13 protein-coding genes and 1 pseudogene are annotated in these 14,370 nt (G+C 62.9%); 6 read left to right on the top strand and 8 right to left on the bottom strand.

What is annotated here, in order from left to right; genetic code table 11:
* Positions 1-1,020 (bottom strand): glycosyltransferase family 2 protein, encoded by a 1,020-nt coding sequence (locus tag VFG17_RS16355; protein ID WP_325030418.1) that lies wholly within the window; start codon positions 1,018-1,020, stop codon positions 1-3.
* Positions 1,021-1,032: 12 nt separating this feature from the next.
* Entirely contained in the window at positions 1,033-1,863 is an 831-nt protein-coding gene (locus tag VFG17_RS16350) for a hypothetical protein (protein ID WP_325030417.1), read from the bottom strand.
* A 270-nt stretch (positions 1,864-2,133) separates the two neighbouring features.
* Here VFG17_RS16350 and VFG17_RS16345 point away from each other — a divergent pair, with 270 nt between their 5' ends.
* Positions 2,134-2,826: a hypothetical protein gene (locus VFG17_RS16345; protein WP_325030416.1), complete on the top strand. Its 693-nt coding sequence runs from the start codon at positions 2,134-2,136 to the stop codon at positions 2,824-2,826.
* On the opposite strand, the gene VFG17_RS16340 is transcribed toward VFG17_RS16345, so the two are convergent.
* The 4 genes from VFG17_RS16340 to VFG17_RS16325 are packed head-to-tail and all read right to left on the bottom strand — an operon-like array spanning position 2,823 to position 6,973.
* Entirely contained in the window at positions 2,823-3,629 is an 807-nt protein-coding gene (locus VFG17_RS16340; RefSeq protein WP_325030415.1) for a CpsD/CapB family tyrosine-protein kinase, read from the bottom strand. The two genes, VFG17_RS16345 and VFG17_RS16340, sit on opposite strands and share 4 nt — an antisense overlap.
* Before the next feature lie 25 nt (positions 3,630-3,654).
* Entirely contained in the window at positions 3,655-5,085 is a 1,431-nt protein-coding gene (locus VFG17_RS16335) for a GumC family protein (protein WP_325030414.1), read from the bottom strand.
* A gap of 11 nt (positions 5,086-5,096) precedes the next feature.
* Positions 5,097-6,305: a hypothetical protein gene (locus VFG17_RS16330; protein ID WP_325030413.1), complete on the bottom strand. Its 1,209-nt coding sequence runs from the start codon at positions 6,303-6,305 to the stop codon at positions 5,097-5,099.
* A 20-nt stretch (positions 6,306-6,325) separates the two neighbouring features.
* Positions 6,326-6,973, bottom strand: coding sequence for a polysaccharide biosynthesis/export family protein (locus tag VFG17_RS16325; RefSeq protein WP_325030412.1), 648 nt, complete (start codon positions 6,971-6,973; stop codon positions 6,326-6,328).
* Positions 6,974-7,248: 275 nt separating this feature from the next.
* Here VFG17_RS16325 and VFG17_RS16320 point away from each other — a divergent pair, with 275 nt between their 5' ends.
* Both VFG17_RS16320 and VFG17_RS16315 read left to right on the top strand, forming a co-directional pair.
* A complete protein-coding gene (locus VFG17_RS16320; RefSeq protein WP_414712969.1) occupies positions 7,249-8,658 on the top strand; it encodes a tetratricopeptide repeat protein in 1,410 nt (469 codons plus the stop codon).
* A gap of 78 nt (positions 8,659-8,736) precedes the next feature.
* Positions 8,737-9,210: pseudogene (locus VFG17_RS16315) on the top strand (CAP domain-containing protein); the annotation flags it as partial.
* Positions 9,211-9,302: 92 nt separating this feature from the next.
* Here VFG17_RS16315 and VFG17_RS16310 read toward each other — a convergent pair.
* Entirely contained in the window at positions 9,303-10,019 is a 717-nt protein-coding gene (locus VFG17_RS16310) for a cell wall hydrolase (RefSeq protein ID WP_325030410.1), read from the bottom strand.
* A 472-nt stretch (positions 10,020-10,491) separates the two neighbouring features.
* Here VFG17_RS16310 and xrtV point away from each other — a divergent pair, with 472 nt between their 5' ends.
* From xrtV to VFG17_RS16295, 3 genes are read left to right on the top strand one after another with little or no spacing between them, the layout of a single operon-like run.
* Positions 10,492-11,403 (top strand): exosortase V, encoded by a 912-nt coding sequence (gene xrtV / locus VFG17_RS16305; RefSeq protein WP_325030409.1) that lies wholly within the window; start codon positions 10,492-10,494, stop codon positions 11,401-11,403.
* Entirely contained in the window at positions 11,396-12,100 is a 705-nt protein-coding gene (gene epsI, locus VFG17_RS16300; protein WP_325030408.1) for an exosortase-associated protein EpsI, V-type, read from the top strand. The genes xrtV and epsI overlap by 8 nt, the downstream gene beginning before the upstream one ends.
* 14 nt (positions 12,101-12,114) lie before the next feature.
* On the top strand, positions 12,115-12,960 hold the full coding sequence (locus tag VFG17_RS16295; RefSeq protein WP_325030407.1) for a hypothetical protein: 846 nt from the start codon (positions 12,115-12,117) through the stop codon (positions 12,958-12,960).
* Positions 12,961-12,988: 28 nt separating this feature from the next.
* Here VFG17_RS16295 and VFG17_RS16290 read toward each other — a convergent pair whose 3' ends face one another.
* A complete protein-coding gene (locus VFG17_RS16290; RefSeq protein WP_325030406.1) occupies positions 12,989-14,329 on the bottom strand; it encodes a hypothetical protein in 1,341 nt (446 codons plus the stop codon).
* Between the last annotated feature and the right edge of the window lie 41 nt (positions 14,330-14,370).

The raw sequence follows: 14,370 nt of genomic DNA, 5'->3' as shown, positions 1-14,370 counted from the left end.
CTACCAGAAGTCCGCGGCGTCACACCTTTTGAGCCGTTTGTTCGCCTGATACGCCGGCCATAGGTTGAGGACCGTCGCCGCGATCGAGAAGGGGGCGCGCATGAACATCCTCGCGGCACCGATACCGCGCAGATTGTGGAGCCGCCAGGTCAGCATTCGCGGCGGGAGCACCCATCGACGGCCCGCGGCTCGACTTTGCACGAGCCGGCCGACCCAGCCGGGATCTTGCTCGTTGCGATCGCGCACTAGCGGCGAGGCATTTTCCTTATAGCCTCCAGCCCAGAGAAATTCACACAGCCAGCCGTTGACGACGGTGCCGACGATCATGCGGGTTTCGTGTCGAAAATAGCCCAGGATGGAATGGGCTTCGAAATAATGCGTCGGCCGCGAAATCTGGGCTATGAGCTCGGTTCGGGCAGGGTGTGAGAAGCCATCGGTATGGATCATCGCGGACAGAAGGCCGTCTTCGCCGGGCGTCGGGACGGGAAGCCATATCTTGCGCAGTACGTTCATTCGTGCGGCGTAGAGCGACCCGTTGATTGCGTGCGGCGCGGGTGATTGGCGCGAGATAATGAGCGAGAAGCGATCAACCGGCGTCTTCTTGGGCTTCTTCACTATGTCCTTCACCGGGTGTCCCGAAACCGCGAGCAGTGCCGGTTCTGAGGTCAGTCTCTCCAGCAGGTCAGCGAGAACATCGGCGTCGGTTAGTTCGATGTCGGCATCGAGGAAAATTCCGATCTCCGCGTCGGGGGCAATCAGTTCGTGCACGGCAAGGTTCCACGACCGGGCCTTGCCCCCAAGCGGCGTTTCGTGAATCAGGCTCTCGACCGGAAGGCCGGAAAGTTGCGTTTTCGTGGCCTCGCGAGCGGCGATCGCCGTGGTGTCGGTGCAGGCATTGGCGACGACGACCAGCTGGAATCGGTGCGATTGCGCGAGCAAGGTCTGCGCGCCAAGCTGCACCGACAGCGCGCCGATCGTTCCGGCCTCGTTCCGTGCGATGATGCAAATGGCGATTTTCAAGCCCGAGGCCCCCTAGGCGGTGCGCCCTGACGACGCCCGCAAATATCCCGCATCGTCGGTGTCGACCTCATACCGTTGGCACATCGCGTCGATAAAGCTGCCAGCTGCTGGGGGAGCGTCGCGCAGGCCTTGCAAACGTGAGTGCCACATATGCACCGCCACCGTGCGCGGCGTCAGCATCGCGTTCACGCGCTCGGCCGGCTCGTAAAGGGCCAGCGCATCCTTGTAGCGTACCGGATAGAAAACATCAGGCGGTTGGGCGTGCGCAATGAGCTGGTTTCGCTTGATTGCATGCGTTAACAAACCGGCGCTGAACGTTCCCCAAGGATAGTCTTCAAGTTCTATCGGACCTTCGCGCCAACGGCGCCAGAGAAATTTGAGCCGGTTCTTCGGTCCCCACCACGGCGGCACCATATTGGGCTGAGGGATGGTTTGCAGATCGTGCACGAGGGCCGAATCAGCCGGTGCGCAGACCACTGCATTGTTGATCCAGCCTTCATGCTCGAGCCCGAACAGGTAGGGAGTTTCCGCGGTCAGGCGACGGAGAAAGATAAAATCCATGTCGACCCAGCAGCCCAGTCCCTTGGCCAGCAATTCGATACGCCAGAGATTGGCGCCAAGCGCGACCGAACCGCTGTCGCGGTAATGCAGGAGACGTTCGCGCGGCATGACCTCGGCCGCATCGCGCAGATCGGTTCCGGGAGGTACCCCGGCGAGCTCTCGGGGCTCATAGCTCCACAGAGTGAAGTCATGGCCCGTTGCCTTGGCCGAGGCGAGGCAAAGCCGCTCAAGATAGTTCAGTCGCGGTCCGACCCAAAGTGAATGAAGATGGACGAGCGGCATCGAATTCCTCTGCTTCGGTACGGTTGGACGGAATGACGCCGGGGCGAGCGATGCGTCCCATACCCAACCGGATATAATGACCGGGCCGCTTTGCCAAGGCCAACATGGGGTGCCGCCGCCTCATCGCTGGCGCGGCAACTCACGAGGCGGGGCGCCGGGCCGTCCGTGGCTGTCAGGCTTGAGGGCCGTGCCGCAAAAAGGCCGCGACGGAACTTGCCGGGAGGCGCGCGGCCTGTCATGTCGTCCGCAGCACGGCAGTCGGGGACAAACATGGCCGCGAGGGAAATATGGCGTAGTGTTCGAGCGCAGGGAGAAGCGCTGGCGCGCTACACCGGGCGCTTGTTCTGGCCCGCCGCGCGAGCTCCGATTGGACGTGATCCCGCCTTCGATCCCGAAACTCGGAGCTGGTTTAACGGACAACTCGATCATATCCGCTCCTATCTCGAATATGGTGCGGGCGCATCCACCCTCCTTGTCGCCGACCGGGGTATCGCCGCGATCAGCATCGAAAGCGATGCGCGCTATGCTCGGCAAGTCAGCGAGGCGTTACCGGTCGGCCTCGGCACCCGCGTCGTGCCGGTCGATATCGGGTTAACCGAAGCCTGGGGCTATCCCCTCTGGATATTCCCCACCCGCGCCGCGTGCTTGCGCTGGCAGCGGTATCCGCTTGCCGGACCGGCGCTTTTGCACCGCCTCCCCGTCTTTCCGGAGCTGGTCCTGATCGACGGCCGATTCCGGGTGGCCTCATGCCTGGCGATGGCGCGCGCCGCAATCGAGCAGGGAGCGAGCCCGCGAATCCTCTTCGACGACTATTCGTTGCGACCGCATTATCGGGGCGTCGAGGCTATAATAGGAAAGCCGGAGAAAATCGGCCGCGCCGCGCTGTTCCGGATCGAGCCGGCGGCGCTCGACCTCAAGGCGCTCGACGCCGCGATCGATGTCGCCTTGCGCGACTATCGCTAGGCCCCCGCTTCGGGTTCGGGGCGATCATAATATCTGCCATAATCGGGGCCGCCGTAACCGTAGCCGTAGCTGTCGCCGAGTCCGCCGCGGTAGCGGTTGAGGATCGAGCCAATGCAGGGGGTCGGCTGCAGCATGGCAAGAACGTCCTGGACATGCCGGCGCGTGGTTTTGCCAGAATCGACCACGAGAACATAGCCATCCAGCTGTGCTAGGCTGATCATGGCATCGTCGCTCGCGAAAGCCGGGGGCAGGTCGAACAGGATGATCGACGCCTCGCTCCTATCGCGCAGCGTCTCGATCATGTGCATGTATCTCTCGCCGGCGAGCAGTTCGGCGGTGTTGCGCGCGCGGCTGACCGCAGGAAAAACCGCGAGCGTCGTCCCCTCGATCCGGCGACCGATCGCGGCAAGATCGTCGATGCTGCCGTCGAGAAAGCTTTCGACGCCGCGCTCGGGGGCCAATCCTATTTCCTCGGCGAGCGATGCGCGCCTGATATCGAGATCGACGAGGAACACGGGCTCCTCGACGACGCGTGCGAGCGAGCTGGCGAGGTTCATCGACAGGAAGGATTTGCCCGCTGCCGGGGTCGCCGACGTGATGCCGACAAGGCGATGGCCGTCCTCGTTGAGCTTTTTTGCGAAACTCGTACGCAGGAGGTTGAACGGACGCGCGCGCGCGTCGCGATTGTCGAAACCGACCATTCGATGCTTGCGTATGACCCGCGCCGGCGGCGTGAAGGTCTCAAGGTCCGAGAGCATCAAGATACTCGCGTCGCTTGACAGGGGCAGATCGGCTTCAGCCATGATTCAACCTTCGGTGCATGGGACATCAACGCCGCGCGCGCGTGGGAACGAAACGGCGCCATCCGTCGCGCCGGACGGCTTTGACCTCGATTACCGGAATGATTCCGAGCGGCGGCGAGCCGAGCAGCGCCTTGAGCGCTGCGGGGTCGCGGATCGGCCTAAGGAAAAGTTCGACCGCGAGTGCAAGAACTATCCCTGCGCCGAGACCGCCCAAAACGCCGATCGCGGCGATCAGCAGCCGGTTGGGCCAGTTCGGCTGATCGGGAATCACCGGGGGCTCCACCACCGACAGGCGTTCCGACATCTGCTCGTCTTCGGCCCGCACGCCGGCGCGTGCACCCATGAGCTGGTTCTGCACCTGCTCATATTGCGTGTTCACCGCGGCGAGCCTCTGCTGCAATTCTCCGAGCTGCTGCTGGACGAGCGGCGCCTTGGCTTGCGCCGCCATGCGTGAACTGAGCTGGGCAGTCTCCGTTGCCTTGGCGCTTCGCAGCGCCGCGATCTGCGAATTGTTGAAGGCAATCTGTTCGTCGAGCGTCTGGACCGGCAATTTCTCGCTCGTGTCTTTCGCCAGCCGCTTGGCTTCGGCGAGCGCCTGCTTCGCGAGAATTACGTCGGGATGCGTCTCGGCATAGATCGCGCGGGCCGCGGCAAGCCGCTGTTCGGCTCCTGCCACGATGGGATCGCGCTGATCGCTCGTCTGGGCCAGGTTGCGCTGCTGGATCAGCAGCTGGTTGTCGCGCTGCAACGCGGCGATCTGGACATCATAGCTGCCACCGCTGCCACCAACGATCATTCCGCCGCCGGCCAGGACACTGCCGTTGCGCGCGGTGATATCGGCGATCTGTGACTGTAGTGAGGAAATCTGGGCTTCCAGTCCCGCCGACTGGTCGGTCAGAAACTGCACGGTGTTCGCTGCCTGCTCGGCGTTGCCGCGGGCATCGAGCTGAAGCACGCGGTCCATGAGATCCTGCGCGACCGCCTGAGTCTGTTCGGGTCGACTATACTCGAATGCCAGTTCGAACGCGATGGTCCGGTTTTCGGGCCCGCCCCCTGTGCTGGATTCGGCGGGGGTCAGCGTGATAGCCGAGCGCATCGCGTCGAGAATCTCGGAAAGCGGCGTGTTTTTGCGCTCGCTCGCATAAAGCCCGTGCCGTTCGATCAACTGGATGAGGTCGGGTCGGGCCGTGATCTGTTGCCGGATTGCGGCGATCCGACGGTCGATCATATTGCCTGGATCGAGCCCGATAACTTCCTTGGGCAGTTGCGGAGATTCCACCAGCATGATGGCATTCGACCGATAGCTCGGCGGGATCAGCACCGCAGCCGCGACCGCAGCAACGATGCCAAGAGCGGCAGGCACCAAGATAACCCATCTACGCTGCCACAGAATGGCCGGCAATTGCTGGAGGAAGCTGCCGCCCGATGCTCCTTCGTCGGCAGTCGTATCAAACATGTTTTCGTCCACTATCGCGGCTTTCCGAACCTGATCGTCAGGCCAACCATGAGCGAATAGTTGGCGCTACGCGGCTGCACATCGTCAAAGATCTTCGAATAGCCCGGAGTTACGGTAAACGCTACCCGATCGTTGATGTCGCGGCTGTATGTCGCCGAAGCGCCGAGAAAGTCGGTCAAGCGCTCGCTAGGCAGGCCAACTCCATCCTCATTCGTGCGCCCGTATCGGCCGGCCAGCGATATGCGGTCGACCCGGCTTAAACGGGCGTCGTAGTTCACCGACGCCGTGGTCACGGTCGAGACGCCGCCGAGCGCCGTCGGCTGCGCGCTGCGCCCGGCCGAAACGCACAGGCTCCGGTTGGGCGAGCGATCGCACAGGCCGATGCTTCCGGCAAAAGATACAAGGTCGCTTCGACTGCCGTTCCCCAGCTTGGTGCGGACATAGGATATGCCCGCGTCGACGACGAGACTTAGCCGATCACTCAGCTGTTGCCGGAGGCCGGCCCGCGGCGACATTATAAAGCTGTCGCCGGTACGTCTCCCGAGATAATCGACCGCCGTGAGCTGGGTATCGAGCGTCACAGTCGTGCGGGGGGAGAGCTTGCGCTGATATCCGATATGCGCCGTGGCGCTACGATAGTCGAACCCGATGCCGTTTCCAATATACGTTCCGTTCAACGTGATCCCGGTGTTCAGCGAGCTCACCTCGTCGATTAGATAGGAGAGACCGAAACTCGTCCCGATGCTGGTGACGCGAGCGCGTGTGCCCGCGATCGTCGTGTCGATGATCGGCGGACCCGGCGGCAGCAGCGGGCCGGAGGGCTCGGGGGAACCGCTGACGAACAGCAGGCTGTCGCGCGCCGCCGAGCGAACCGTGCGGGCGTAGGCATCGACGCGAACATCGGTCCGCTCGTCCAATCGGCGCGTAGTAGAAGCTTCAAGACGCCCTGAAACATCGCTTCCGTAGTCGCTGAAATATTGAGTTAATCTCAGATCTCCGCCAATGCGGGTCTGGCCCAGTTCGTCCTCGACGAACAGCGAAGGGGACAGGCTTACCGTTACCGAGGCGGCCGTGTCGCCGTCGCTGTAAAGAAAGGGATTCGTGGCAACGCCGCCGCCGACCGATACATCGACGGAGACTTGCGGGTCCGACTGGGCAAATGCCATCTGCGGCAAACAGGCCATGACGGCGACCGCAAGAGACGATGCAAATTTCCTCAACAGGCGAATCCTTTTCCTCATCAGCGGACGATCACAGTATCTCCTGTTTCAATTTGTAAAATATTACCTCCGGCGACGTCTTTCGCATCGCTGCCAAGCTTGAACAGCGGCGCCAGTCGCACACTCAGGGCACTGATTTGCGCGCCCGACTTGCGAATGATCAGGACATTGTCGAGGTTGGCGAACTCGGCCGGGCCGCCTGCCATGCTCAGCGCCTCCAGCACATTGACGTAGCGTCCGGGCGTGAACGTACCCGGCGATTTGACCCGGCCCATCACCGAAAATTGCATCCCCGAAGGCACCACGACCGAGACCGTGACTTGCGGCACGGCGCCGACATATTGCGCGCTCAACCCATTCGTGATCAATGCTTCGACTTCAGAAGGCAGATAACCTTGAACCTTGATCTGACCGACAAGCGGAAAGGCGATCGTGCCGTCGGGCAGAACCTTGACCTTTCGTTGCAGCCGTTCCTCGCCCCAGACATAAACCTCGAGTTCGTCGCCCGCGTTTATCCGGTACGTCGAATCCGCCGTGCCAGCGAGAGGCTTGCCAGACGCCACGGGGCGGGGGCCGCCATCGACGGGCGGTTCAGCCTGCTGAGCCTGTGCCGGCGACGACATGGTCGCGGCTACAGCTATCGCCACGGTGAGCGGGGCCTTGATCATTGAGAATACCTTAGAGAGCGGTCGACAGTTTAAGTTATGTTACTATAAGGCTGGGCATGATATTTGGCTACCTTGTTAACCCTCGAAATCGGGGCTTTCTGCCCCGTCGTGGGACGGTTGGCCTACACATTAGTCGCCTTATGGCCGGCGGACTGCTGTTTGCGGGCATGATCGGGCTCGGCGGTTGCGGACGATCAGGCGAGGCCGCTGCGGCCGATGCCGCGCGCGCGCAGTCGCTTCTCGAACAGCGGCGCGTCGGCGAGGCGCGCCTTGCGATCAGGGAAGCGATCACGGCACGCGACGACGAGCCGCAATATCATATATTGCGAGGGCGGATCGAGATGGCGGCGGACTCGGTTTCGGGCGCCTATGACGCTTATAGCGACGCCATGTCGCTCGACCCCGCCAATATGGAGGCGCTGCAGGCCGTGTCGCAGCTGGGGCTGCAGACCGGCCATTTCCGCCAATCGCTCGAGGCAACCGACGCGATTCTCTCGCTGTCGCCGGATGAACCCGGCGCGCTCCTCATGCGTGGCCTGCACGCCGTCATTCGTAGCCGTTTCGCCGAGGCTGACGAATATGCCGACCGCATTCTCGCGCGCGATCCCGGCAACGAAGGAGGGGGCATCCTCAAGGCGCGTATTGCCGTACGCAAGGGCGTGCCGCGCGACGCGCTCAGGGTCCTAGCACCCTACGGGGAGGCGAGGCCGGACACAGTCGGCGTCGCGATGACCCGTCTCGAAATATATCGGACTATGCGTGACGCGGCGGGAATGCGCGAGCAGTTCGTGCGTCTGCGCACGCTTGCGCCCGACAATCTCGACCTGCGTCTCGACGAGGCCGATTTCGCTTTCAAGGACGGCCGCCCGCGCGACGGTATTGCGTTGATTGTGAGCCTGCTCGCCGATCCGAAGGCGCGCGCCGACCGGATTGATGCTGCTCTTGCAGTCTGGCGCGAATATGCGCCGCAGGGGACTGGCGATGCGGATCTCAAGCCCATCGTCGCTGCCGGATCGACGACTTCTCGGGTCGCGACGGCCGAATATCTCGCGACGCACGGACAGATCGTCGGGGCGCGATACCTTCTTGAGGGTCTGGACGCCGCAGTCCGGTCGCCGATCGACGCGCTCCTTGCATCGCGCGAGAAGCGCCCGGACGAGGCGCTGCGGCTCGCCGACGCGGTTCTGAAGCGCGATGCGACCCATTGTCTCGCGCTTACCGTCCGCGCCGAGATCCAGCTGCAGAAGGGCAGGGCGGCCCAAGCGCTTCGTTCGGCCCAGCTCGCCGCCAGTCAGTGTCCCGCGCAGACCAGGGCATGGACGATTGCCGCGAGCGCCTATGCGCGCGGCGACGATCCGGAAAATGCGCGCCGCATGTGGCGCCAGGGGGTCAGCGCAAATTCCCAGAATGCCGAGATGTCGAGCGCCTATGTCGCCTGGCTGTCGGCCCGGGGACAGGAGCGTGAGGCGCTCGCCGTGGCCCGCAGGCTGACGCACGCGGCTCCAGCGTTGCTCGGCGGCTGGCGGCTGTATCGCGATACCTGCGCGCGGCAAGGCCAGAATTGCCTGGGCGCTGCCGAGGCGGGGCTGAAAAACGCCTCGACGCTTTACGGGATTGACCTTCTTCCCGGGCAGGCGCCCCCTAACGGACTCTTCGGACGCATCGTCACGCGCTCGGCTTCTTAACGGCGCTTTTACCATCTTTCGCCACCCGCCCTTAGCGGCTCGCGCGATAGAAAAATCCCCTCAATTAGGGGATAGGTCATGCCGCGGCTCGTTAACAGGACTGCGAAAATCGCCCTTCTGGCTGTGGCAGCGACGCTGCTAACGGGGGCTCAGTCGCGTCTCGGCGACCTGGAGGCTCGTTTGCTTGCGAGCCATAATCGCGAGCGCGCGCTCGCGGGAGTTCCTCCGTTGCGCTGGAACGACGAACTGGCGCGCGGCGCGCAGGACTGGGCCGATTACCTCGCCAGCACTGGCCGGTTCGAACATTCTCCCAATATCGCTGGTCGCGCCCCCGAAGGCGAGAATATATGGGGGGGGACGCCCGGAGTGTTCCGGCCCGAGGCCATGGTCGAACTGTGGATATCGGAGAAGGAGAATTTCGTTCCGGGCGTTTTTCCAGCCAACAGCCGCACCGGTCGGCCTGAGGATGTTTCGCACTATACCCAACTGATCTGGGGGCGGTCGGGAGACGTCGGCTGCGGCCTCGGACAGGACGGGGGCGAGGAAATTCTCGTATGTCGCTACAGCGCGCCCGGAAACGTCAAGGGCCGCGACCCATTCGCACAGGATTGGCAGAAGTCGTTCGCCCGGCGCCCGGCCGCGGATCAATCCAACCTTAAACTGCCGCTGGCCATGTCCGCGGCAGGTTTCGCTGCCGCTTCGTCTGCCTTGATGGAGGGCCGCAATATATTTGAAGGCGAGGAGGAAGGCGCGCGGCTATCAAGCGCTCCTGCCAGTTGATCGGCGACGAGACCCGAGGAGGGAAGTATCTTTTCATCAAATGGCGGCGGACCGAGCGGCGCCGGATCGAGACCGGCAGTGTCGGTGATCTGCGGTTCGTTCGAAAACTGTTCCTGACTTACCGCCTGCGTAAAGGCGGAGCGCCGACCCCAGCCGCCCGTCCAGCGATAGAAGATATGGTGATCGATCTGGACAATCTTGGCCAGCGACGTAGCCCAGTAAGGCACCACATAATCTGCGTGATAATGAGTCGCCATCCCCACGCTCGGTTCGACGCGCCCCGACAGGGCGGCGATCGCGATCCGCCGCGCAGCGTCCCAACCCGCGCGCGACGGCTTGCGCGCAAGGCTTCCGTCGCAGGTGAAAGTGAACTGGCAGCCCGTCTTTCGTTCCGCTCCCTGGTAGACAACGCCGCAGATGCTGTTCGGAAAGGCAGGATGGCGCGCGCGGTTGAGGACGACTTGCGCTACACTGCGTTTGCCGCCCTCCGATTCCTGCCCCGCCTCGTAATAAATCGCCGCGGTCAGGCAATCCATCGCCGAACGGCGGCCGGCGAAAGCCGAGGCGGTTAGCGGGACCAAGAGGGGCGGCGCTTGCTCGACGGGAGCGGTCGAGAAAGGTAGGGCAGCATTCTCCGCGAGCGCAACATCCGCGCTGAGCGGCTTGAAGCCTTGGGGAAGCGACGCCGGAAGCCGCGGCGGCGCCGGGACCGGAGAGCGCGCAACGTCGCCGGACGCCGCGGGTGGATGTCGGGCGCCGGAAGCAACAAGCCACCAGACCGAACCCGCAACAACTGCCGTCACCACCAGCGCGGCGGTGACCGCCCCTCTCTTGCTCCGAGCGCGTCGGCTAGGTGACTTTGATTGATCCATCGGCTCCCCATATCAAAATCCAGCCCGCTGCGGCTATTGCAAACCGTCATTTCCGTCTCTCGGCGGCACAGTTTACGTCCCAAGTCTGTCCCACAGCGATACGGCGCACTGCGACTGAAATATTGGCAGACAGCATTCTTTGTTCTATCCGCTGGATCTCCCTCAAGTCATTGGGCATTGAATGGCCACTGCCGCCGATACCAGAATTGCCGCGGGACAGACCGGTCCTTTATCGCGGAGTGCTCGTTTCGGGACGATTTCGCTCGTCGTAGGTCTCCTCCTCTTCGGCATCCCCACAATGGTTTTCGTGGTTCGTCAGTCGTGGACAGGCGAGGAAGGTGCGCATGGCCCGATCGTGCTCGTTACGGGGCTTTGGCTACTATTCCGCCGCTGGAAGGAGGTGTCGGATCTGGCGCGTGCGGCCCCGTCAGCCAATGTGTGGGCGCTACTCGCATGTCTCGTCCCCCTGCAGATTTTTGCTCGGATTACCCAAATCGTCGAGATCGAAGGCTATTTAATGTATGCCTGCCTGCTCGCAGTCCTGTACAGCCTGGTAGGCCTTGAGGTCATGAAGCGCCTCTGGTTCCCACTCTTCTATCTCGCCTTCATCTTCCCGCCACCCGAAACGCTCGTGGCTTTCGTGACCGTGCCGATGAAAATATGGCTGTCCGAAGCGGCGATCTGGTTTCTGGACATGTTGGGCTACCCCATCGGCGGCGAAGGTGTGCGGATCTACATAGGACAATATGAGCTACTCGTGGCGGCCGCCTGCTCGGGAATAAATTCGATCATCTCGCTTTCGGCTATTTCGCTCTTCTATATCTACATGCGCCACCAGGCGCATTGGCGCTACGCGCTTCTGCTTGTCCTGCTCATCGTGCCGGTCGCGCTAATTGCGAACTTCTTCCGCGTTCTTGTCCTCATCCTGCTGACTTATCACGCCGGCGAAGCGGCGGCGCAGGGTTTCCTGCACAATTTCGCAGGTATATTGATGTTCGCGATCGCCCTGTTGACGATCTTCGGGCTTGATCTTCTGCTCAAGCCCTTATGGGACCGCTACGTCCAGCGGGGCGAGGCGTCCGCTCATGACTGAGGAAGTTATTGGACGTGAAGCGGCGCATGCCCATCTGTCCCGGCGCAACCTGCTGATTGGTATCGCGCTCGCGGGGGGGGCCGGGATTGCGTACGCGCGGCAACCGGCGGTGGCCAACCCGGTCGTTCCGGAAAAGCTGTTCGAAGCATGGGTTCCTCCACGGTTCGGCAGATGGGACGTGATATCGCAGAGTGGGGTGGTGCTTCCACCGCCCGATGCGTTGAGCGACCGACTCTACGACAACCTCGTCACCCGGGTCTATGCGGCCGCCGATCGACCACCGGTCATGCTGCTTCTTGCTTACAACAACGCACAGGACGGCGTACTGCAAGTGCATCGACCCGAATTTTGCTATCCGGTCGGCGGTTTCGAACTAAGCGAAACGCGCGATATCACGTTCAACGCGGGCGGGCAGTCGGTTCCCGCCAATATTTTCACTGCGACCGCCCCAAATAGAGTTGAGCAGGTCGCCTACTTCACGCGTCTGGGCTCCTCCTATCCGCGCAAATGGAGCGAACAGCGTCTGGCCGTAATGCGTGCCAACCTGGCGGGGGATATCCCCGACGGCATGATGATGCGTGTTTCGGCGCTCGGTATCGATCGGACGCAAGCACAGGCCTTGCTCAGCGATTTTTCCCGCCAGTTCATTGAAAGTGCCAACCCGCGATTGCAGCGGCTTCTGCTTGGACGGGGATAAAGAGGGATAGATCTATGAAACGCAATATCAGTTTGACATTAGCCGTTGCCGCGCTTGCGCTTTCGGCGTGCGGCAAGGAGGCGACCGGCCAGGTCGCGGCCATCGTGAACGGCGAGGAGATCACGCTTCAGGAGATAAACGCCGAGCTCGGCAGCAAACCGATCCCCGAAGGCGTCGACAAGAAGGTGATCCAGCAGGCCGCGTTGCAGCGCATTGTAGAGCGGCGCCTGCTGGCGCAGGCGGCGCGCGACGACGAACTGGACAAGACGCCCGATTATCTGTTGCGCGAACGCCAGCTGCGCGATGCGCTGCTGGTCCAGATGATGGGGCAGCGTGCCGAGCGCGCGTTGAAGGTCCCCGGTCAACAAGAAATCGATCAGTTCATCACTGATAACCCGCTGATGTTCGCCAACCGAACAATCCTGACGGTCGACCGAATACAGTTTGCATTGCCCAGCCGACCCGACCAGATCAAGGCGCTCGAAAATGATCATTCGATGGACGCGGTCGCCGCGCGCCTCAGGCAGATGGGGATCGAATTCCGTCGCGACAATCCGCAGATCGATGCCGCGATCCTCGGACCCCAGCGCTTGCAGCAGATCAAGGCCCTGCCCGAAGGAGAGCCCTTCGTGATTCCCGAAAACGGCGTGGTAACAGTCGGCGTCATCACGGGCGAGCGCGCCGAACCGGTATCGCCGGAGAATGCGCGTCCAATGGCGGTGCAGGCACTGCGAAACAAGCAGCTGGCAGCGACGATACAGGAACGGCTGAAGCAGAGCAGGGCCGCGGCGGAGATTTCGTATCAGCCAGGCTTCGCTCCCCCGGCAACCAAATCGGCCGCAGGCGCGGCAAAGAAATAGAAGACAGGATTGTCCGCGATCGCCGGGATCAGCCGACTTCGCCGGTCCCGCGCCGCGGGGATGCTCCGCACGCCCCGGTCAGCAGTAATGCTGGTAAGAACAGAAAACTGTTGAGTAAGGCGTCCGCGCCGAACAGCAGGAGGAGAACGGCATAAAGCCGTGCGGGCGCGACTTCGTTTCGCGCGGCGCGGCGCAAATGGCGGAAAAATGCGCCGCCGAGCGCGGCGACGAGCCCGATGAACCCGATGAGGCCGAACTGGCCGAGCACCAGCAGCGGAAGGCCCCAGGGACGGGTGCCGGCCTCGCGGAACCAGTCCCAGCGCGCATGCCCGGTCAGCAATCGGTCCTGGACGATCGGAAGCGACTTGAGATCCTGGCCTATTCGCCACGGTAGTGATTGCCGGCCAGCGGCGCGAAACATGTCGCGCGCCACCTGACCAGCGGTCGTCTCCTCAGCGAGGCTGCGCAGCGGGACGATCCCGCTGACGTGGACTGCACCCAGCAGCAGCAGGAATGCGGCTAGATACGGAAACAGCTGCCGCGCCATCGCGAAGGATCCCCGTAGGGCCAGCATGGCATAGCCTGCAAAGAGGAGGAGGATTGCGCCCGCGGATTGGGAGGCCAATGTCATGGCCAGCAAAATGCCAGCCGCCGCGATCCATCCGGCCCGCGACCTGCCGCCCGGCTCCGCACCGAGGCGCCAGCAGGCGGCAAGCGCCGCACCCGCACACCAGATACCATATTGGTTGCCATGCTCGAACAAGGCTTGCGGACGGTATCCGGCGTAGCGTTCGATCCCGTCGAAAGCGAACGGATGCGCACCGAGCAGCGCGGCATGAAGTCGCCACCCCGTCGCTCCTTCGGCGATCGCGACCGGGAGGAGCGCCAGCGAGAGCAGTGCCAGCGTGCCAGCGAGATGCCTCGCATCTTCGCCCGTGCGCAGATAGAGCTTGGCGATCAGCCAGGGCAGGCCCCATACGCCTGCAATATAAACGGTGCTTGCCGTCCCGCCAGGATCGGCCGGGCGAACCAGCAGCGCCTGGACGCTGGGCCAGGCGCAAAACAGGAGGAGGGGCACATCCGCCAGCGTCAATCGTAGCCGATACCAGCGGGCGCGATCGCACAGCAACGAGCAGGCCGCGGCGATCGCTGGCGCGATCCAGGCTTTCGAGAAAAATAGGTCGGAGGGTAGCGCGCTACCGATAATCCAGAATGGCAAGATGGCAGGGTCGCCGGCTGCGGCGTAGCCGGCCGGGGGCAGAAAGAGCCAGCCTCCGAGCAGGACTGGCCAGACCGCGATTTCGCCGCGCATGGTCCGGAACAATCCGAGCGAAATCGCGGCCCAGAGGATATGAAGGACGACAAACATCCAATGCGTTTAACCCGCTTCGAGGCCGAAAGAAGAGGAAA

It is taken from the genome of Sphingopyxis sp. (assembly GCF_035686825.1).
In the GTDB taxonomy this organism is placed as follows: domain Bacteria; phylum Pseudomonadota; class Alphaproteobacteria; order Sphingomonadales; family Sphingomonadaceae; genus Sphingopyxis.
Note: the sequence above shows the minus strand (reverse complement) of the source record. Positions and strands in the feature narration are given on the sequence as shown.

Excerpts from the sequence above, each read along its gene's own strand:
- VFG17_RS16350 (WP_325030417.1), bottom strand. The coding sequence starts at position 1,863 with ATGCCGCTCGTCCATCTTCATTCACTTTGGGTCGGACCGCGACTGAAC.
- VFG17_RS16345 (WP_325030416.1), top strand. The coding sequence starts at position 2,134 with ATGGCCGCGAGGGAAATATGGCGTAGTGTTCGAGCGCAGGGAGAAGCG.
- VFG17_RS16340 (WP_325030415.1), bottom strand. The coding sequence starts at position 3,629 with ATGGCTGAAGCCGATCTGCCCCTGTCAAGCGACGCGAGTATCTTGATG.
- VFG17_RS16335 (WP_325030414.1), bottom strand. The coding sequence starts at position 5,085 with ATGTTTGATACGACTGCCGACGAAGGAGCATCGGGCGGCAGCTTCCTC.
- VFG17_RS16325 (WP_325030412.1), bottom strand. The coding sequence starts at position 6,973 with ATGATCAAGGCCCCGCTCACCGTGGCGATAGCTGTAGCCGCGACCATG.
- xrtV (WP_325030409.1), top strand. The coding sequence starts at position 10,492 with ATGGCCACTGCCGCCGATACCAGAATTGCCGCGGGACAGACCGGTCCT.
- epsI (WP_325030408.1), top strand. The coding sequence starts at position 11,396 with ATGACTGAGGAAGTTATTGGACGTGAAGCGGCGCATGCCCATCTGTCC.
- VFG17_RS16295 (WP_325030407.1), top strand. The coding sequence starts at position 12,115 with ATGAAACGCAATATCAGTTTGACATTAGCCGTTGCCGCGCTTGCGCTT.
- VFG17_RS16290 (WP_325030406.1), bottom strand. The coding sequence starts at position 14,329 with ATGTTTGTCGTCCTTCATATCCTCTGGGCCGCGATTTCGCTCGGATTG.